Below are 17952 nucleotides of genomic sequence, written 5' to 3' on the forward strand. Positions count from 1 at the left end.
CAGTAGATCGATGATGCGCTCACGGCATACTATCTTGCGCATGACGCAAGATGTCTCCGTGGACACCCTGATCCGCCAGCGCATCCGCGGCCTACGGCTGTCCCGCGGCTGGTCGTTGGACGCCCTCGCCGCGCGCTGCTTCCTGAGTCCGTCCACCCTCAGCCGAATCGAGACCGGGCACCGCAGGATCGCGCTCGATCAACTCGTGCCGATCGCCCGGGCTCTCGGGACCACGCTCGATCAGCTCGTCGAGTCGCCGGACCACGAGGACGTGGTGATCCGACCGGAGCCCGAGCACACACCCGGCGTGACGACCTGGCTCCTCTCCCGAGAGGGCGCCACGAACGGTGCGACGGTGGCGAAGATGCGCATCACCCCCGAGCGGCCCACCGGCAGCGAACAACTGGGTGTGCACCCCGGCCGGGACTGGTTCACCGTGCTGTCGGGGACCGCCACCCTGCAGCTCGGTGAGCGAACACTCCTGGTCCGGGCGGGCGAGGCGGCCGAGTTCTCGACGATGGTCCCGCACGCGATCGGGGCCCACGACGGTCCGGTGGAGATCCTCACCATCTTCGATCGCGACGGAGAACGCGCCCACCTGCATTCCCTCCACGACACCCGGTGACGCGGACGGCGAGGTCACCGTGGCGGTCGACGCGGCTCGAGATTGGGGCAGGTGTGGATCGTCATTCCGTGCGCAGAAGCCGGGTCAGACCCTCCTGCACGACCGCCGCGACCAGGTTCCCGTCCCGGTCGAAGATCCGGCCCTGGGTCAGTGCGCGACCGAAACCCGCGGACGGGGACGACTGGTCGTAGAGCAACCATTCGTCGGCACGGAAGGGGCGCAGGAACCACAGCGCGTGGTCGAGCGAGGCCTGCTGGATCTTCTCATCCGGATGCGGTACCTGCGCCGAGCCGAGCAACGTCATGTCGCTCATGTACGCGAGGGTGCAGATGTGGAACACCGGGGCGTCGGGCAGGATTCCGCGGTACCGGAACCACACCTGCTGCTGCGCGGGCACGCCGCGCCTGCGCGCGATGTCCTCCTGCGGGACGAAGCGCAGGTCCCAGTCCGCCCACTCCCGGAATTCCCACGACAGTTCCTCCTCGCGCGAATCCGAGGTGTCGGGAAGGGTTTCCGGGTCCGGCACCGGCGGAATCTGGTCCTGGTGTTCGATCCCGACGTCACCGACGTGGAACGAGGCGGACATCGTGAAGATGGCCTGCCCGTCCTGCACCCCGGTCACGCGGCGGGTGCAGAAGGAACGACCGTCCCGGATCCGGTCGACGAGGAACACCGTGGGAATCGTCGGGTTTCCCGGGCGCAGGAAGTAGCCGTGCAGCGAGTGCACCCGAAACTGCTCGTCGACGGTTCGCACGGCCGAGACCAGCGCCTGGCCCGCGACCTGGCCGCCGAAGGTTCTGGTCAGCATCGTGTCCGCGACGATGCCCCGAAAGATGTCCTTCTCCAGGCGTTCGAGCTCCAGGATTTCTTCGATGGACGACATGGCGCTCCCTCTTCCGGCTACCCGACCCGGTCAGGCTAGCAACAGCGCGGGCCGGGTCCGGAACTCAGCCGGGCGAGGGGTGCGCCGGGTAGGCGTGCACGAGCGCCGAATCCAACTTGGGCAGCGCCGCAACGAGTGTCGACCTCGCCTCGTGGGCGATCCGGTGCGCCTGGGCAAGGCTCATGTCGTCGGGCACGTCGACCTCCGCGTCGGCGTACAACCGGTGCCCGATCCAGCGCATCCGCAGGCTCCGGACCCGCAGGACTCCCGGTTCGGCAGCCAGGGCTCCCTCCGCACGGGCGACGACCTCGGGGTCGACGCCGTCCATCAACCGGCACAGCACCTCCCGCGCCGCGGCCGCGAGCACCGCCAGGATGGCGACCGTGATGACCAGTCCCACAATGGGATCGGCGAGGGGGAACCCGGCCGCAACCCCGGCCGCCCCGAGCACCACCGCGAGCGAGGTGAGCCCGTCGGTGCGCGCGTGCAGGCCGTCGGCGACCAGCGCGGCCGAGCCGATTCGGCGGCCGATCCTGATCCGGTATGCCGCGACCGACTCGTTGCCCGCGAACCCGACCACCCCGGCGGCGGCTACCCAGCCCAGGTGCGAGACCGGCGCGGGTTCGATCAGCCGGCGCACCGACTCCACGGCCGCCACCGCCGCGGAGACGGCAATCATCGCGAGCACGAACAGGCCGGCGAGATCCTCCGACCGGCCGAAACCGTAGGTGTAGCGACGCGAGGCGGGACGCCTGCCGAGCGCGAAGGCGATCCACAACGGCACGGCCGTCAACGCGTCCGAGAAGTTGTGCACGGTGTCGGCGAACAACGCGACCGACCCCGACAGTGCGACGATCGCAAGCTGGACGGCGGCGGTCACCGCGAGAACGACGAGGCTGACCTTGACGGCCCGGATGCCGATCGCACTGGACTCGAGGGCGTCGTCGACGCTGTCGGCGGTGTCGTGGCTGTGCGGCACGAACAGCTCCCGCACGAACCCTCGACCGTGGCCGTGGCCGTGACCGTGACCGGCGCTCATCCGCGCTCCCCGACCGGCGCACCGTCGTGCAGCACGCGGAGATCGCCCTGCTCGCGGTGATGACCGGGCACGCCGGGGCCCGCGTGCTCGGCGTTGAACACCGCGTCGGTGACCAGCTGCCGGACGTGGTCGTTCTCCAGTCGGTAGAACACCTGGGTGCCCTCGCGCCTCGTCCGGACCAGGCGCGCCATCCGCAGCTTCGCCAGGTGCTGGGACACCGACGGCGCCGGCTTCCCGACGTGCTCGGCGAGATCGTTGACCGGCAGTTCGCGATCGACGAGGGCCCACAGGATCTGCACCCGGGTCGCGTCGGCCAGCATCCGGAAGACCTCGACGACGAGGTCCACCTCGTCGTCGTGCAGCCGTCGTCGACACGCACCACTATCTGCATTCATACGTAGATAATAGAGCTAGCCCCTCCCGGAACGAAACAGGCGCCACCGCCGAAGCGGTGGCGCCTGTGCGCTCAGTACGTCCGAGTCACCAGCCGCGCTCGGCGAGCCGGTGCGGCTGCGGGATCTCGTCGACGTTGATGCCGACCATGGCCTCACCGAGGCCGCGGGAGACCTTCGCCAGCACGTCCGGGTCGTCGAAGAAGGTGGTCGCCTTCACGATCGCCGCGGCCCGCTCCGCCGGGTTGCCCGACTTGAAGATGCCCGAGCCCACGAACACGCCCTCGGCGCCGAGCTGCATCATCATCGCGGCGTCGGCCGGGGTGGCGATGCCGCCCGCGGTGAACAGGGTGACCGGCAGCTTGCCCTCCTTCGCGATCTCGACGACCAGCTCGTAGGGCGCCTGCAACTCCTTGGCCGCGACGTACAGCTCGTCCTCGCTCATCGACCCCAGGCGGCGGATCTCCGCGCCGAGGGTGCGCATGTGCGTGGTCGCGTTCGACACGTCGCCGGTGCCTGCCTCGCCCTTGGACCGAATCATGGCCGCGCCCTCGGTGATTCGACGCAGCGCCTCGCCGAGGTTGGTGGCACCGCACACGAACGGGACGGTGAACTTCCACTTGTCGATGTGGTTGGCGTAGTCCGCGGGGGTGAGCACCTCGGACTCGTCGATGTAGTCGACGCCGAGGGACTGCAGGATCTGCGCCTCCACGAAGTGGCCGATGCGGGCCTTGGCCATCACCGGGATCGACACCGCGGAGATGATGCCGTCGATCATGTCCGGATCGCTCATCCGCGACACGCCGCCCTGGGCGCGGATGTCGGCGGGCACGCGCTCGAGGGCCATCACGGCGACGGCGCCGGCGTCCTCGGCGATCTTCGCCTGGTCGGGGGTGACGACGTCCATGATGACGCCGCCCTTGAGCATCTCGGCCATCCCCCTCTTGACGCGGGCCGTGCCGGTGGTGGGGGCGGTATCAGGGGTGCTCACGGCAAACTCCATCAGTAGAGACCTGTACGGGGAACTCTCTCAATTCTAGGACGAGGCGGCGCACCGCCGATCGACCGGTCAGCGAATGGAGCGAACCTCGGGCTCGACGCGTCGCGCCACGACGACCTTCGCCTCGTCGACCAGGTCCGGCAGGTCCTCGGGATACACCGTCTCGCCGGACGCGGCGATCGCCCGCATGTCGGCGGCCGTGCACCACCGGTGCCCGGTGATCGCTCGGCGCTCGAGTTCGGTGAAACCGTTACGCTGCGGTTCGAACCCGGCGGTCTGCAACGCGAAGAAGAGTTCCTCGGAGCGGATCAGGTCGCCGTCGTACGGGAACACCGCCACCCGACGCCACATCGGGCCACGCAGGTCCGCCGACTCGACGGAAAGTCCGGTCTCCTCACGGATCTCGCGCACCGCCGTGTCGCGCAGGCTCTCCCCCCGCTCGACGCCGCCCCCGATGGTGAACCAGAAGTGGACGTCCGGGATCTGCGGATCGTGGCCGCGCAGCAGCAGTACCCGTCCGCGTTCGTCGATCAGGACCACGCGTGAGGAGGTGCGCATCTCGTCGACGTCGAGCCCGGCCCCCGCAGACGGGGTGGTCCGCTCGGCGATCTCGAAGTACGTCGGGAGCGGCGCGGTTCCGCCCAGGTGCAGCCAGCGCACCGGCCGGCGGGTCCGCAGCGCCAGGGTGTCCCGGACCGCGTCGTTGTGGAACCGGCGGGCGATCAGCACGCGGGCCTCGGAGTCGGCGAGTTCGGCGACCAGCTGCGGCGCGAGCGCCTCCGGCGGCACCGCGGACAGGGCCGCGGACAGTGCGTTCTCCGCGGTCTCGCGGTGCGCACGGTCCGCCCGCTCGGCCTGATCGGCCAACGCGGCCAGGCGCTTTCCGTCCGCCTGCACCGAAGGAGCGGCACCGAACGCGTACCCGGTCGGCACCAGCGCCGCCGCGACCGCCCGCGCGACCACCGCCCGCCGCGCCAGTGACGCGTCCAACGACTGCCAGGACAGGTCCGAGCGCACGTGCAGCCGATCGAGCCGGTTGGCGGTCCCGTAGGCCCAGACGCCGATCGCCACGACCAGCGCTGCGATCAGGGCGAGGACGAGAATCGTGGTGGCAGAGAAGGTCACGACCGCGCCTCCACCCGCACGCCCTGCGCGCCGACCGTCACGGTCTCGTACACGCGCAGAATCTGTTCCGCCACGACCGGCCAGTCGTACTCGGCGACCACCTCGGTCGCGGTGTCGATCAGAGCGCGTCGGCGATCGGGGTCGCTCAGCAGAGCGTCGAGCGCGTCGGCGAGGGCGACCGAGTCGCCGACCGGGACGAGCATGCCCGCGGTCCCGTCGCGCAGCACCCGGCGGAAGGCGTCGAGTTCGCTCGCGACCACCGGGGTACGGGCGGCCATCGCCTCGACGAGCACGATGCCGAAGCTCTCGCCGCCCAGGTTCGGCGCGCAGTACACGTCCGCGCTGCGCAGCGCGGACGCCTTCTCCTCGTCGGTGACCTGGCCGAGCAGTCGCAGGTGTTTCGCGTAGGGACCGGCGTCCTTGCGCAGCTTGTCCTCGTCCCCGCGGCCGACCACCAGCACCTCGAGGTCGGGGTGCCGTGCGACCAGCGCGGGCAGCGCGTCGAGCAGCACGGCCATCCCCTTGCGGGGCTCGTCGTACCGACCGAGGAACAGCACGGTGCCGCCGGCGCGCGGATACCCCTCCAGCGCAGCGGCGTTCGCGAACGCCGGTACGTCGACCCCGTTCGGGATCTCGACGGCGTCGGAGCCGAGCGACTCCACCTGCCAGCGCCTGGCCAGTTCCGACACCGCGATACGGCCGCTGATCTTCTCCAGGTAGGGCTGCAGCACGCCCTGAAAGGTGCTCAGCACCAACGACTTCGTGGTCGAGGTGTGGAAGGTCGCGACGATCGGCCCCTCGGCGATCTTCATCGCCAGCATGGACAGGCTCGGCGCGTTCGGCTCGTGGATGTGCAGTACGTCGAAGTCGTTCTCGGCGATCCACCGGCGCACGCGCGCGTAGGACACCGGCCCGAAGGTCAGCCGGGCGACCGACCCGTTGTACGGGATCGCCACCGCGCGACCAGCGGACACGACGAAGTCCGGCAGCTCGGTGCCCTCCGAGGCGGGCGCCAGCACGCTCACCCGGTGACCGCGTTCGATGAGCACCTCCGCGAGCTCGACGACGTGGGCCTGGACCCCGCCCGGTACGTCGAACGAGTACGGGCAGACCATGCCGATCTTCATCTACGACTCCATTCGCGCGAGTCGCGCCTCGGACAGGTCGGCGAGCCACAGCGGCTGCAGCATGTGCCAGTCCGCCGGGTGCGCCGCGATGTTCACCGCGAACCGGTCCGCCAGCGCCTGGGTGGCGGGGCCGATACCGCCGGAGGTGTCGACCGGCGGATCGACCTGGAAGCCCCAGTCCGCACCGTCGAAGTAGCAGTGCACCGGCAGCAGTGCGGCGCCGGTGTCGATGGCGAGCTTCGCGGGCCCGGCCGGCATCCGGGTCGGTTCACCGAAGAACGTCACCGGCACACCGCGTTTGGCGAGATCACGCTCGCCGAGCAGGCACACCACCTGGTTGTCGCGCAGCCGGGCGGCCAACTGCTCGAACGGCGGAGTCGCTCCCCCGCTCAGCGGGAAGATCTCGAAGCCGAGGCTCTCCCGGTAGGCGACGAATCGCTGATACAGCGATTCGGGCTTCAGACGCTCGGCGACGGTGGCGAACCTCCCGTGACGCTGCGCCAACCACACACCCGCCATGTCCCAGTTGCCGCTGTGCGGCAGCGCGAGGACCACCCCGCGCCCGGCGGCGATGCCCGCCTCCAGGTTCTCCTGGCCGTGCACGCGCGAATCAAGGCGTCGGCCGAGTTCGGCCTGGTCCATCGACGGCAGCCGGAACGCCTCCCGCCAGTACCTCGCGTAGGAACGCACCGATGCCCGCACGAGATCGTCGGGCACCTGCGCGGCCGGTACGCCGAGCACTCGGGCCAGGTTGCGGCGCAGCTGATCCGGGCCGCCACCGCGTCGGGCGGCGAGATCGGCGCCGGCGTCGAAGAGTCCGGTGGCGACCCGCTCGGGCAACGCCCGGACCAGCCGCCAGCCGGCGGCGTATCCGAGGTCGGTGATGCGTTCGGCCCATGTCGTGTGTGCTGCCCGGCTCACGGGGTCGGGTCCTCTCTCGCGGGCGAGGCCGTCGGCAGCAACTCCCGCGCACCGGCCGAGTTGCGCACCGCCAGCACCCGTTGGAAGACCGTGATCACGCTCGCCACGGCGAGAACCCACATCGCCACGTAGACGGCCCATTCGAGCCACCCGATACCGAAATACCCGGCGATTCCGGTGAGTCCGGCGCCGACCAGGACGATGACCAGCCGGTCCGGCCGCTCGATCAGTCCCCCGTCGGCCGAGAGCCCACTCGCCTCGGCCCGCGCCTTCGCGTACGAGATCACCTGCGAGGTGACGAGGCAGATCAACGTCGCGACGAGCAGCGACTTGCTGTTCTCGTGGTAGATCGCCCACCAGGCGAGCCCGGCGAAGATTGCGCCGTCGGCGATTCGGTCGCAGGTCGCGTCGAGCACCGCGCCGTAGCGCGTTCCGCCACCCCGCGCCCGCGCCATCGCCCCGTCCAGCATGTCGAACATGACGAAGAACCAGATGAGAATCGTGCCCCAGAACAGATGCCCGGACGGGAACAGCGTCACCGCGCCCGCGACGCTGGCGACGGTGCCGAACACCGTCACCGCGTCGGGGGTCAGGCCGGTCTTCACGAGCGCCCGGCCCAGCGGCGCGGTCGCCTTCGAGACCGAGGCACGCCCGAGGATGCTCAGCACCTACCGGCTCCCGTCTTCCCAGGCGGCCGACAGCAGGGCCCGAGTCTCGCGCAGCAACTGCGGCATCACCTTCGCGCCACCGACCACGGTGATGAAATTCGCGTCGCCACCCCAGCGCGGGACGATGTGCTGGTGCAGGTGCTCGGCAAGCGAACCACCAGCCGCCGCACCGAGATTGAGTCCGACGTTGAACCCGTCCGGCCGCGACACCCGCTTGATCACGCGGATCGCCTGCTGGGTGAAAGCCATCAGCTCACCGGACTCCTCCGGTGTGAGGTCCTCGAGCGCCGCGACCCGCCGGTACGGCACCACCATCATGTGCCCCGGGTTGTACGGGTACAGGTTGAGCACCGCGTAGACGTGGTCGCCGCGCGCGACGATCAGTCCTTCCTCGTCGCTCATCTTCGGGATCGCGGTGAACGGCCCCTCGCCCGCCTCGGCCGCCTTCGGCGACTCCGCGATGTACGACATCCGGTGCGGCGACCACAGCCGCTGCAGCCGGTCCGGGTCACCGGGGCCGGTGTCCACCAACGACTCCGGGGGTGTGACGTCCTCGGTCATTGCAGACCGCCGAGCAGTTCTGCCGTGGGCGAGGCGTTCTCACGCCGCGCGATCCAGCCGGTGATCGCCTCGACCGCCGCTTCGACCGGAATGCCGTTCACCTGGGTACCGTCGCGGAAGCGGAAGCTCACCGCGCCGGCCTCGACGTCACGCTCGCCCGCGAGCAGCATGAACGGCACCTTCTGGGTGGTGTGGGTGCGGATCTTCTTCTGCATCCGGTCGTCGCTGACGTCCACCTCGGCGCGCACGCCCGCCGACTTCAGCTTGCCGACCACGTCGAACAGGTGCGCCTCGAACGCCTCCGCGACCGGGATGCCGACCACCTGCACCGGCGCCAGCCAGGCCGGGAAGGCGCCCGCGTAGTGCTCGGTGAGCACGCCGAAGAACCGCTCGATCGACCCGAACAGGGCCCGGTGGATCATCACCGGCTGATGCTTGGCGCCGTCGGAACCGGTGTACTCGAGCTCGAACCGCTCGGGCTGGTTGAAGTCGAGCTGAATGGTCGACATCTGCCAGCTGCGGCCGAGCGCGTCCTGCACCTGTACGGAGATCTTCGGGCCGTAGAACGCGGCCCCGCCCGGGTCCGGCACCAGCGTCAGCCCGGACGCCTCGCCGACCTCGGCGAGGGTGTTGGTGGCTTCCTCCCAGGTCGCGTCGTCGCCGACGTACTTGTCCGGGTTCTTCGTCGACAGCTCGAGGTAGTAGTCGTCGAGTCCGTAGTCCTTGAGCAGGCCCAGCACGAAGTTCAGCGTGCGGGTCAGCTCGTCGCGCATCTCCTCGCGGGTGCAGTAGATGTGCGCGTCGTCCTGCGTCATGCCGCGCACCCGGGTCAGACCGTGCACGACGCCGGACTTCTCGTACCGGTAGACCGAGCCGAACTCGAACAGTCGCAGCGGCAGTTCCCGGTACGAGCGCCCGCGGGTGCGGAAGATCAGGTTGTGCATCGGGCAGTTCATCGGCTTGAGGAAGTACTCCTGGCCGGGCTTGCGCACCGTGCCGTCCTCGTTCAGCTCCTCGTCGATGTGCATCGCCGGGAACATGCCGTCGCGGTACCAGTCGAGGTGGCCGGACACCTCGTACAGGTGACCCTTGGTGATGTGCGGGGTGTTGACGAACTCGTACCCCTCCTCCACGTGCCGCTGCCGGGAGTAGTTCTCCATCTCCTGGCGGATGATGCCGCCCTTGGGATGGAAGACGGGCAGGCCGGAGCCGAGCTCGTCGGGGAAGCTGAACAGGTCCAGCTCGGCGCCGAGCTTGCGGTGGTCGCGGCGCTCGGCCTCGGCGAGCAGCTCCATGTGCTTGTCGAGCGCCTCCGACGACTCCCACGCGGTGCCGTAGATGCGCTGCAGGTCCTCACGATTCTGGTCGCCGCGCCAGTAGGCGGCCGAGCTGCGGGTCAGCTTGAACGCGGGAATGTGCTTGGTCGTGGGGATGTGCGGGCCACGGCAGAGGTCGCCCCAGATCCGCTCTCCCGTGCGCGGGTCGAGGTTGTCGTAGATCGTCAGCTCGTTGCCGCCGACCTCCATGACCTCCGGGTCGTCGATGCCCGACTTGTCGTCGATGAGCTCGAGCTTGAACGGCTCGTTCGCCAGTTCCGCCCGCGCGTCCTCGATGTTCTCCACCACGCGACGCGAAAAGCGTTGCGAGCCCTTGACGATCTGCTTCATCCGCTTCTCGAGGCGGGTCAGGTCCTCCGGGGTGAACGGCTCGGCGACCCGGAAGTCGTAGTAGAAGCCGTCCTTGATCGGCGGGCCGATGCCCAGCTTGGCGGCCGGGAACTCGGCCTGCACGGCCTGCGCCAGCACGTGCGCGCAGGAGTGCCGGATCACCATGCGGCCGTCCGCGGTGTCGGCCGCGACGGCCTCCACCTCGACGTCGTCCTCGGGAATCCACGACAGGTCCTTGAGGTTTCCCTCGGCGTCGCGGACGACGACGATCGCGTCGGCGCCCTTGCCGGACAGCCCGGCCTCGCGAACCGCCGTGCCGGCGGTAGTCCCCGCAGGCACCCGGACGCGGGCGGCTGGGGCTACTGATGCAGGCGTGGTCACGGCGATGTGCTCCTCGATGTGTGTGCCGACCGGGATCGGCGCGGCGATGAGCCCTCATGCTATCGGCACCCCGATCGAATCACCCCGCTCACCCGAGCAGCGCGGCCAACCTCGCCGACCGGACCTCCGGCCGCTGGCGGGGACAGCTCGCGCACTTGGCCCGTTCGCCCGCCTCGACGTCGCCGGGCGCGGCGACCGCGGGCGCGAGGTAGATCAGGCAACACGACGACCGGCGCAGGAATCGTCTGCGGCCCGGCCCGGGCACCGCGTCCGCGGCGGCCGCGGCCGATCCGTGGGTGCCGACGTCGACGAAACGCGGCCGCGGCATCGGCGGCCCGACGAGTTCTGCCAGCGCCGCGGCGAGGGCGCTGCCCGCCGCGGGACTGCCCAGCGCGGTGCCGGCGTCGAGGCTGCGGTTGGCGAGCGAGTCCGCGGCGACGGCCCACAGTGAACGCACCGAGGGGCCGCCGAGGTCCGCCAGCGCCACGATGATCGCGCCGAGCGACTCGCGGAGCCCGTCGGCCACCGGCACGGGTCCGCGGACCGTGCCGCCGGAGCGGACCGAGTCGAGCGACCCGTCGCGGCGCACGGTGCAGGTGAGTCCCGCCAGTCGCGGGTCGGGCGCGGTCCCGCTCGACAGCAGAGCCGCGACCGTCGGGGCGAGCAGCGTCGAGCTCGTCGAGTACCACCAGAGCGTTCCGGCGACGCGGTCGTCCGTGCAGTCCCAGGCACGTCGGGTGTCAGCGATGCGGTCGATCAGCCACCGCCGATCCACCAGGGCGGCGCCGTCCACCTCGGCGGCAGCGGGATCGGTCATCCGTTGACGAGGGCCCGCCACGCCTCGACCTTCTTCAGCACCGGCGTTGCCGCGTTCGCGGGACTGGTCGACGGCAGCCTGGTCAGCGCGACGTCGGCCGGGTGCAGTCCGGCGGACACGACGGTCCGCCGGTAGACCTCTTCCGCCTTGGCTCCGTTGAAGAAAACGCGGCTGATGCCGCGGTGGCCGGCGAACAGGCCGGCGAAGTCGTTCGCGACCTCGCTGGCCGGATCGATGCTCGAGTCCAGGCTGCCGGGTCGCCTGCACGCCTTGAGCACATCCCAGAGTGCGACGCCGCGCGACTGCAGCCGCTGCACACGCACCCGGTACGGGTGTGGCGGTCCAGCATCGAACAGGGCACCCATGATCGGCCAGAAGCTGTTGCGCGGGTTGGCGTAGTACTTGCCCGCGACCAGCGAGGGAACGCCTGGCATGGAACCGAGGATGAGTGTCTGCGCGTTCTCGTCGATCACGGCGGGAAATCCCTGAACCACGGTCATGGGGCTTCATTAGACAACAAAAAGGCCGCCCCGAGAACCCTCGGTGACGGCCTTTTCGATCTGTGGTCCCGGCTGGGATCGAACCAGCGACCTTCCCGGTGTGAACGGGACGCTCTTCCACTGAGCCACGGGACCGAGCCGCGCATCAAACCCTCGCGGCCGAACGAGGAGGAACATTAACATGCTCCGCGACCGGAGGAAAACCTGCAGGTCATCGCTCCTGTCGAGATCATACGGGCGCCGGATCGCCCGATTCTGCCAACGGCTCCCTGCCGACCTCACGGCAGACGCGGCCGGCGCCGCGATTGACGACCCCACGGGCCGGACCGAATCCCGCACGGACCGGCGATTCACCTCGAACATGGGCACTGAGCTGCGGATTTGTTACTGCACACGGCGTCGGCTAGTGTTTCATCTCGCACCACGGAGGCAGCAACGCCTTCGGATGTGCGATGCGGACGTGGCGCAGCTGGTAGCGCACAACCTTGCCAAGGTTGGGGTCGCGGGTTCGAATCCCGTCGTCCGCTCGAGAGGTTGGACTCAACCTTGCGGTGGAGTGGCCGAGTGGTGAGGCAACGGCCTGCAAAGCCGTGCACACGGGTTCGATTCCCGTCTCCACCTCTCACGCAGTGAACTTGCGCGATTAGCTCAGCGGGAGAGCGCTTCCCTGACACGGAAGAGGTCACTGGTTCAATCCCAGTATCGCGCACCACGTTTCGAAAGCCGGTACACCCACAGGGTGTGCCGGCTTTCGTCGTTTCGCGACCGGCTACGAATCCGATTCGATCAGCCGGCGGACCGCGTCGACCGCAGCACGCCGTCGGTCCGCGACCTCACGAGCACCCCTGCCGCGCTGGGGCGGCAGGGCCAGGGACCGCGCGATGCCGGTGACGACGATCAGCAGCTCCGCCGGATTCCACGTCGGGTCGATGTACCCGTCGCGTTGGCCACGCCTGATTTCGGCGAGTTTCGAGCGCACCGCCTCGGTCCGTACGTCGTCGGCCCCGACGAGTTCCGGGGCTTCCAGGTCGGCCCACTCCTGCAACCGCGCGTTCTCGGGGTGCGCACGGTAGTTGTCGAACAGCCGGCCGGCGTAGCCGGCGAGGTCGTCTCCGCGCAGTGCGGTCTCCTCGGTGGTCTCGACCACCCAGCGCCGGGTCACCTCGGCGAAGAGTTCCTCCTTGCTCGCGAAGTAGGCGTACAGGCGATCCTTGCTGGCCCTCGCCTCCGTGGCGATGCGGTTGATACGCGCGCCCGCCACCCCGTAGCGGGCGAACTCCTCCTTCGCCGCCACGAGAATTCGATCCCGGGTGGCCTCACCAGCAGAACGCATGAGCACATCCTAGGACCGTTGCCGAACCAATCGGTTCGGCGTAGCGTCCGCAGTTCACGAACAATCTGGTTCGCCAACCGACGAGGAGCCCGCAGTGGACATCGATCAGGCCCGGGTCCGGTTCGCCGAGTTGCGCACCAGGGAGGCCGACGTCTCCCCCGCCGAACTGGACGAGATCTGGGCCGCGCTCGACCCGGTCCGGGCAGAGGAGATCCTCGGCCTGTGGCGGGGCGACGACTTCGCGACCGGCCACCGACTGCACGACAAGCTGGTCGCAGGCCGGTGGTACGGCAAGCGGTTCGACTCCGTGCTCGACGCCAAACCGCTGATCTGTCGCGCCGAGGACGGAAGCCTGTTCTCCGACACCAAGTCCGGCAACGGGGAGGCCAGTCTGTGGAACGTCGAGTTCCGCGGCGAGGTGACCGCGACCATGGTCTACGACGGCTCACCGATCTTCGACCATTTCAAGCGGGTGGACGCCGACACCCTCATGGGCGTCATGAACGGCAAGCCCGCACCGGTACTCGACAACGGGCAGCACTTCTACTTCCTGCTCGAGCGGGCCTGACGTGCGCGTCACGGCCGCGCTCTCGCACGGCCCGACAACGCCGTTCACGCTGGAGACCGTCGACCTCGACGACCTCCGGCCGGACGAGATCCTGGTGCGGATCGTCGCCGCCGGACCGTGCCACACCGATCTCGTCACCCAGGCGACCACGCCCGCCGAGGCCGGCCCGTCGATCCTCGGACACGAGGGCGCCGGCGTGGTGACGGAGGTCGGCGCGGCGGTTCGCGGTGTCACACCCGGCGACCACGTCGTGCTGACCTACCGGCACTGCGCCGAGTGCGAACACTGCCTGTCCGGCCACCCCGCCTACTGCGAGCTGTCGCTGCGACTGAACAACTCCGGCCGGCGGGCCGACGGCTCGGCGACCGTGCACCGGAACGAGAATCCGGTCCGCGCCGCGTTCTTCGGCCAGTCGAGCTTCGCGCAGTACGCGATCGCGACCGCCGACAACGTGGTGGTCGTGGACAAGGAGGTGGACCTGTCCGTCGCCGCACCACTGGGTTGCGGCTTCCAGACCGGCGCCGGCGCGGTGCTCAACGTGCTGCGACCCGGGCCGGGTGCACGTCTGGTCGTGTTCGGCGCCGGGAGTGTCGGCCTCGCAGCACTTCTCGCTGCGCGGGCGGCGGGCGTGAGCACACTCGTCGTGGTCGACCCGGTGGCGGACCGTCGCGCCCTGGCCGAGACGTTCGGCGCGACCGCGGTCGACCCCGACGAGCACGTCGTCGACAGGGTCGTCGCGGCCACCCGTGGCGGCGCCACGCACGCGCTGGACACCACCGGCAGCCCAACCGTGCTGCGACAGGCACTCACGGCCCTGCGCGCCCGCGGCGAACTCGTCGCGGTCGGCCTCGGCCGGCCCGAACTCACCCTGGACGTCCAGGATCTGATGCGGAGCGGGAAGTCGCTCCGCGGCTGCATCGAAGGCGATTCCGTCGCAGCACAATTCATCCCCGAACTCCTGGAAATGCATGCCGCGCGGCGATTCCCGATCGAGCAACTCGTGACCACCTACCCGTTCGAGGACATCAACCGCGCGGTGGCCGACCAGGTCGCCGGAAAGGTCGTCAAACCGGTACTGGTGTGGTGACCACGACCCCGCGCGGGACCGAACGGGCCCCTTCCGCCGCAGGTAGACGGGCGAATTGTGAACCACGCGCATCGTGGGCTATCGTTTCATCCGCACCACCGAAGAGGCGAAGCCGATTCGAGCGGTGCATGCGGACGTGGCGCAGCTGGTAGCGCACAACCTTGCCAAGGTTGGGGTCGCGGGTTCGAATCCCGTCGTCCGCTCGAGAGGTTGGGAAAACCTTGCGGTGGAGTGGCCGAGTGGTGAGGCAACGGCCTGCAAAGCCGTGCACACGGGTTCGATTCCCGTCTCCACCTCTCATGCAGTGAACCTGCGCGATTAGCTCAGCGGGAGAGCGCTTCCCTGACACGGAAGAGGTCACTGGTTCAATCCCAGTATCGCGCACCAGAATTCGACAAGTACGGCCCCCTTTCGAGGGGGCCGTACTTGTCTGTTGGGCCGGTCCGCCCACATCCCGGTTCCCCAACGAACCGCCGGAACGCGACACCCGTGCGGTCGATGCGGTATCTACTGGTAAACACAGTGGTTCTACGGGAGAGGTGGCCGCCATGACGTCCGCATCCGGAGAGGGTGCCGAGGCCCTGTACCTGATGGTCGGCGCCGCCGCGCGCACCCTGGACCTGGTCCGATGGTCCGGGCGCACCGCGATCGGCATGGTCCGGACGGTTCCCGGTGTCGCCGACCGCCTCGACGCCGCCGCCTCGACCGCGGTGGCGCGCGGCGAGGAGAGCGTGCGGGCTGCGACCCGGTTCGCACGCACCGCCCTGCGTGTCGTGATCCGCGAGGTGGTCGCGGCCGCGCTACTGGAAGTGGACCTGACCGCGATCGTGCGCGATCACGTCGATCTCGATCTGATCGCCCAGGGAATCGACGTGGACGCGGTCGCCGAACGAATCGACCTGGCGGCGATCGTGCGCCGACTCGACCTCGACGCCGTCGTCGACACCGTCGACCTCGGCCGGCAGATCGATCGGGTGGACATCGACGCGATCGCGGCCCGGATCGACATCGACGCCGTCATCGCCCGGATCGATCTCCTCGGCCTCGCCGACCAGATCATCGAAGGCGTCGACCTCCCGCAGATCATCCGCGACTCCACCGGTTCACTGTCCTCCGAGGCCGTCCTCGGGGTGCGCACTCAGGGCATGCACGCCGACGACGCGGTCGCCGGGTTCGTCGGCCGACTGTTCGGCCGGGACCGGCCCGCGGACCGCCCCGAGGTCGAGGCCGTCGATTCGGGCGCCGATGTCGACGCCGACGGACCGCCGACGCGATGACGCACCCGCACCTCGAACCCGAGCGGCGCCCGGCCGGCATCGTGACCCGCGGCATCGGCGCCGCCATCGACCTGGGCGTGGTCCTGGCGCTGCTCGGCGGCAGCTACCTGGGCCTGACCTTCGTCCGGTTGCTGTTCTCGCCACAGAACTTCGGCTTCCCCGAACCCGGGGCCCTGTGGTCGGTCACCGCCTGGATCGTCACGTCGGTGGTCTACCTCACGGTCTGCTGGGCGACCACCGGTCGGACGATCGGGTCCCAGGCAATGGGCCTGCGCGTCACAACCACCCGCGGGCGACGGGTCCGCTGGTCCGTCGCGGCGTTGCGGGCACTGTTCTGCGTGTTCTTCGCGATCGGACTCGCCTGGGCCGCCGTCGACCGGCGCAGACGTTCGGTACAGGACATCCTGTTGCGCACCGAGGTGGTCTACGACTGGCGGCCCGACCCGGACGCGATCACCTGACCGAGGAGCACACCCACCGAACGACGGAGGCCGCGCGGCGGCCGATGCGAACTCGGCCGCGCCGCGCGGCTCGCGACGCTCTCCGTCAGCCTCCCGCCCGCTGGGAGGCGATGAGGTCCCGGTACCAGAAGTACGAGTCCTTGGGTGTGCGGGTGAGCGTCTCGTAGTCCACGTGCACCAGACCGAAGCGTTCGCGGTATCCCGCCGCCCACTCGAAGTTGTCCATGATCGACCACACGAAGTAGCCGCGTACGTCGACGCCGTCCGCCATCGCCTCGCCGAGTGCGGCGAGATGATCGCGGTGGTAGTCGATGCGCTTGTCGTCCCGCACCCGGCCGTCGTCGTCCGGGTCGGGATCGTGGAACGAGGCTCCCGACTCCGTGACGTAGATCGGCGGCAGAGCGTCGCCGTACCGCTCGGCGAAGATCGACACGATCTCGCGCAGCCCGGCGGGCACGATCGGCCAGCCGAAGTCGGTCCGGTCGTACCCCTCGAGCGCGACCGGCTGGAACGGCATTCCGGGCGGCAGATCCACCTCGAGCACGCCGGTGCTGCCTGCGTCGGAGGTCGGGGCCGCGATCACGGTCGGCTCGTAGTAGTTGATCCCGAACCAGTCGAGCGGCTGCGAGATCACCTGGAGGTCCTCCTCGACCGGACCCTGCAGGATCGCGGCCAACTCCTCGGCCGGATAGCTGCCGCGCAGCACCGGATCGGCGAAGGTCCAGTTCACGATGTGATCGTAGATGTCGGCGGCCTCGACATCGGCTTCCGAGTCGCTGGCCGCGCGCACCGGCGCGTGGTTCGAGGCGATACCGATGTTGCCGCACCCGGCGGCCCGCAGCGCCTGCACCGACAGGCCGTGACCGAGCAGTTGGTGGTGGGCGGCCTGCAGGGCCCCGAAGCCCAGTTCCAGGCCCGGCGCGTGGACACCGAGCGCGTGCCCGTAGAGGGTGTGCACCACCGGTTCGTTGAGCGGCATCCACATATGGACCCGATCGCCGAGTCGCCGCCCTACGATGTTCGCGTACTCGGCGAGGCGCTGGGCGGTGTCTCGCTCGAGCCATCCTCCCGCGTCCTGCAAGACCTGTGGGAGGTCCCAGTGGAACAACGTGACGGCCGGCTTGATGCCTGCCGCGCACAGTTCGTCGACGAGCCGGTCGTAGAAGTCCAGTCCCGCCTCGTTGACAGCGCCGCTGCCGGTCGGCTGCACGCGCGGCCAGGCCACCGACAGCCGGTAGGAGTCCACGCCCAGCTCACGCATCAGCGCGACGTCCTCGCGGTACCGGTGGTAGTGGTCGGTCGCGACCGCGCCGGTCTCGCCGCCGATCACCGCGGCGGGACGGTCGCAGAACTCGTCCCAGATCGACCGGCCGCGGCCGTCGAGGTCGACGGCGCCCTCGATCTGATAGGCGGCCGCCGCGACGCCCCAGAGGAAGTCGGCGGGAAAACGCGGGTCCTGCTTACCTGTGGTCATGGCAGCGAGTCTGACCAATTTCTGGACGTACGTCCAGTTCCGAGTG

19 protein-coding genes and 7 tRNA genes are annotated in these 17952 nt (G+C 69.6%); 11 read left to right on the forward strand and 15 right to left on the reverse strand.

The genetic code is table 11. The features are described from left to right. Positions 1 to 40: 40 nt before the first annotated feature. A complete protein-coding gene (locus ACFVH2_RS15525; RefSeq protein WP_378423884.1) occupies positions 41 to 625 on the forward strand; it encodes a helix-turn-helix domain-containing protein in 585 nt (194 codons plus the stop codon). Positions 626 to 686: 61 nt separating this feature from the next. On the opposite strand, the gene ACFVH2_RS15530 is transcribed toward ACFVH2_RS15525, so the two are convergent. The 13 genes from ACFVH2_RS15530 to ACFVH2_RS15590 form a co-directional block, all read right to left on the reverse strand. Next, complete coding sequence (locus tag ACFVH2_RS15530; protein ID WP_378423886.1) at positions 687 to 1508, reverse strand: acyl-CoA thioesterase; 822 nt, start codon at positions 1506 to 1508, stop codon at positions 687 to 689. 64 nt (positions 1509 to 1572) lie between these two features. Then, on the reverse strand, positions 1573 to 2547 hold the full coding sequence (locus tag ACFVH2_RS15535; protein ID WP_378423888.1) for a cation diffusion facilitator family transporter: 975 nt from the start codon (positions 2545 to 2547) through the stop codon (positions 1573 to 1575). Beyond that, on the reverse strand, positions 2544 to 2942 hold the full coding sequence (locus ACFVH2_RS15540; RefSeq protein WP_378423890.1) for an ArsR/SmtB family transcription factor: 399 nt from the start codon (positions 2940 to 2942) through the stop codon (positions 2544 to 2546). The genes ACFVH2_RS15535 and ACFVH2_RS15540 overlap by 4 nt, the downstream gene beginning before the upstream one ends. Before the next feature lie 85 nt (positions 2943 to 3027). After that, a complete protein-coding gene (pdxS, locus tag ACFVH2_RS15545; protein WP_378423892.1) occupies positions 3028 to 3942 on the reverse strand; it encodes a pyridoxal 5'-phosphate synthase lyase subunit PdxS in 915 nt (304 codons plus the stop codon). A gap of 66 nt (positions 3943 to 4008) precedes the next feature. Further along, a complete protein-coding gene (locus ACFVH2_RS15550; RefSeq protein WP_378423894.1) occupies positions 4009 to 5064 on the reverse strand; it encodes an NUDIX domain-containing protein in 1056 nt (351 codons plus the stop codon). Further along, positions 5061 to 6191 (reverse strand): glycosyltransferase family 4 protein, encoded by a 1131-nt coding sequence (locus ACFVH2_RS15555; protein ID WP_378423896.1) that lies wholly within the window; start codon positions 6189 to 6191, stop codon positions 5061 to 5063. The genes ACFVH2_RS15550 and ACFVH2_RS15555 overlap by 4 nt, the downstream gene beginning before the upstream one ends. Further along, complete coding sequence (locus ACFVH2_RS15560) at positions 6192 to 7112, reverse strand: phosphatidylinositol mannoside acyltransferase (RefSeq protein WP_378423898.1); 921 nt, start codon at positions 7110 to 7112, stop codon at positions 6192 to 6194. Further along, a complete protein-coding gene (gene pgsA, locus ACFVH2_RS15565) occupies positions 7109 to 7780 on the reverse strand; it encodes a phosphatidylinositol phosphate synthase (RefSeq protein WP_378423900.1) in 672 nt (223 codons plus the stop codon). The genes ACFVH2_RS15560 and pgsA overlap by 4 nt, the downstream gene beginning before the upstream one ends. After that, complete coding sequence (locus tag ACFVH2_RS15570) at positions 7781 to 8341, reverse strand: HIT family protein (protein ID WP_378423902.1); 561 nt, start codon at positions 8339 to 8341, stop codon at positions 7781 to 7783. Further along, on the reverse strand, positions 8338 to 10389 hold the full coding sequence (gene thrS, locus ACFVH2_RS15575) for a threonine--tRNA ligase (RefSeq protein WP_378423904.1): 2052 nt from the start codon (positions 10387 to 10389) through the stop codon (positions 8338 to 8340). The genes ACFVH2_RS15570 and thrS overlap by 4 nt, the downstream gene beginning before the upstream one ends. A gap of 88 nt (positions 10390 to 10477) precedes the next feature. Further along, positions 10478 to 11206, reverse strand: a complete 729-nt coding sequence (locus ACFVH2_RS15580; protein WP_378423905.1) for a hypothetical protein — start codon at positions 11204 to 11206, stop codon at positions 10478 to 10480. Then, positions 11203 to 11706 (reverse strand): DNA-deoxyinosine glycosylase, encoded by a 504-nt coding sequence (locus ACFVH2_RS15585; protein WP_378423907.1) that lies wholly within the window; start codon positions 11704 to 11706, stop codon positions 11203 to 11205. Before ACFVH2_RS15585 ends, ACFVH2_RS15580 begins: the two co-directional genes overlap by 4 nt. A 63-nt stretch (positions 11707 to 11769) precedes the next feature. Next, a tRNA-Val gene (locus ACFVH2_RS15590) sits at positions 11770 to 11841 on the reverse strand. Between the two features lie 319 nt (positions 11842 to 12160). Here ACFVH2_RS15590 and ACFVH2_RS15595 point away from each other — a divergent pair. From ACFVH2_RS15595 to ACFVH2_RS15605, 3 genes are all read left to right on the forward strand, one after another. Then, a tRNA-Gly gene (locus ACFVH2_RS15595) sits at positions 12161 to 12233 on the forward strand. 23 nt (positions 12234 to 12256) lie between these two features. Next, a tRNA-Cys gene (locus tag ACFVH2_RS15600) sits at positions 12257 to 12327 on the forward strand. A 16-nt stretch (positions 12328 to 12343) separates the two neighbouring features. After that, positions 12344 to 12418: transfer RNA gene (locus ACFVH2_RS15605), tRNA-Val, on the forward strand. A 57-nt stretch (positions 12419 to 12475) separates the two neighbouring features. Here the strand turns inward: ACFVH2_RS15605 and ACFVH2_RS15610 are convergent. After that, positions 12476 to 13039: a TetR family transcriptional regulator gene (locus ACFVH2_RS15610; RefSeq protein ID WP_378423909.1), complete on the reverse strand. Its 564-nt coding sequence runs from the start codon at positions 13037 to 13039 to the stop codon at positions 12476 to 12478. Positions 13040 to 13133: 94 nt separating this feature from the next. On the opposite strand from ACFVH2_RS15610, the gene ACFVH2_RS15615 reads away from it, so the two are divergent. From ACFVH2_RS15615 to ACFVH2_RS15645, 7 genes are all read left to right on the forward strand, one after another. Next, the gene (locus tag ACFVH2_RS15615) at positions 13134 to 13607 is read left to right on the forward strand and encodes a DUF4334 domain-containing protein (protein ID WP_378423911.1); all 474 of its coding nucleotides are present in this window, start codon (positions 13134 to 13136) and stop codon (positions 13605 to 13607) included. Between the two features lies 1 nt (position 13608). Then, positions 13609 to 14694 (forward strand): NAD(P)-dependent alcohol dehydrogenase, encoded by a 1086-nt coding sequence (locus tag ACFVH2_RS15620; RefSeq protein WP_378423913.1) that lies wholly within the window; start codon positions 13609 to 13611, stop codon positions 14692 to 14694. A gap of 130 nt (positions 14695 to 14824) precedes the next feature. Continuing rightward, positions 14825 to 14897 (forward strand) — tRNA-Gly (locus ACFVH2_RS15625). Between the two features lie 22 nt (positions 14898 to 14919). Next, positions 14920 to 14990 (forward strand) — tRNA-Cys (locus tag ACFVH2_RS15630). Between the two features lie 16 nt (positions 14991 to 15006). Next, positions 15007 to 15081, forward strand: a tRNA-Val gene (locus ACFVH2_RS15635). 161 nt (positions 15082 to 15242) lie between these two features. Beyond that, positions 15243 to 15971 (forward strand): hypothetical protein, encoded by a 729-nt coding sequence (locus ACFVH2_RS15640; RefSeq protein WP_378423915.1) that lies wholly within the window; start codon positions 15243 to 15245, stop codon positions 15969 to 15971. Next, positions 15968 to 16432: an RDD family protein gene (locus ACFVH2_RS15645; protein WP_378423917.1), complete on the forward strand. Its 465-nt coding sequence runs from the start codon at positions 15968 to 15970 to the stop codon at positions 16430 to 16432. The genes ACFVH2_RS15640 and ACFVH2_RS15645 overlap by 4 nt, the downstream gene beginning before the upstream one ends. Positions 16433 to 16517: 85 nt before the next feature. Here ACFVH2_RS15645 and ACFVH2_RS15650 read toward each other — a convergent pair whose 3' ends face one another. Next, the gene (locus tag ACFVH2_RS15650) at positions 16518 to 17906 is read right to left on the reverse strand and encodes a GH1 family beta-glucosidase (protein WP_378423919.1); all 1389 of its coding nucleotides are present in this window, start codon (positions 17904 to 17906) and stop codon (positions 16518 to 16520) included. Between the last annotated feature and the right edge of the window lie 46 nt (positions 17907 to 17952).

This window comes from Rhodococcus sp. NPDC127527, from assembly GCF_042672245.1.
Lineage (GTDB): Bacteria > Actinomycetota > Actinomycetes > Mycobacteriales > Mycobacteriaceae > Rhodococcus_G.

Bases quoted from the DNA above. Each gene is read 5' to 3' on its own strand.
- ACFVH2_RS15535 (WP_378423888.1), bottom strand. From the start codon at position 2,547: ATGAGCGCCGGTCACGGTCACGGCCACGGCCACGGTCGAGGGTTCGTG.
- ACFVH2_RS15640 (WP_378423915.1), top strand. From the start codon at position 15,243: ATGACGTCCGCATCCGGAGAGGGTGCCGAGGCCCTGTACCTGATGGTC.
- ACFVH2_RS15580 (WP_378423905.1), bottom strand. From the start codon at position 11,206: ATGACCGATCCCGCTGCCGCCGAGGTGGACGGCGCCGCCCTGGTGGAT.
- ACFVH2_RS15585 (WP_378423907.1), bottom strand. From the start codon at position 11,706: ATGACCGTGGTTCAGGGATTTCCCGCCGTGATCGACGAGAACGCGCAG.
- pdxS (WP_378423892.1), bottom strand. From the start codon at position 3,942: ATGGAGTTTGCCGTGAGCACCCCTGATACCGCCCCCACCACCGGCACG.
- ACFVH2_RS15610 (WP_378423909.1), bottom strand. From the start codon at position 13,039: ATGCGTTCTGCTGGTGAGGCCACCCGGGATCGAATTCTCGTGGCGGCG.
- ACFVH2_RS15555 (WP_378423896.1), bottom strand. From the start codon at position 6,191: ATGAAGATCGGCATGGTCTGCCCGTACTCGTTCGACGTACCGGGCGGG.
- ACFVH2_RS15530 (WP_378423886.1), bottom strand. From the start codon at position 1,508: ATGTCGTCCATCGAAGAAATCCTGGAGCTCGAACGCCTGGAGAAGGAC.
- ACFVH2_RS15645 (WP_378423917.1), top strand. From the start codon at position 15,968: ATGACGCACCCGCACCTCGAACCCGAGCGGCGCCCGGCCGGCATCGTG.
- ACFVH2_RS15525 (WP_378423884.1), top strand. From the start codon at position 41: ATGACGCAAGATGTCTCCGTGGACACCCTGATCCGCCAGCGCATCCGC.
- ACFVH2_RS15570 (WP_378423902.1), bottom strand. From the start codon at position 8,341: ATGACCGAGGACGTCACACCCCCGGAGTCGTTGGTGGACACCGGCCCC.
- ACFVH2_RS15650 (WP_378423919.1), bottom strand. From the start codon at position 17,906: ATGACCACAGGTAAGCAGGACCCGCGTTTTCCCGCCGACTTCCTCTGG.
- ACFVH2_RS15540 (WP_378423890.1), bottom strand. From the start codon at position 2,942: ATGAATGCAGATAGTGGTGCGTGTCGACGACGGCTGCACGACGACGAG.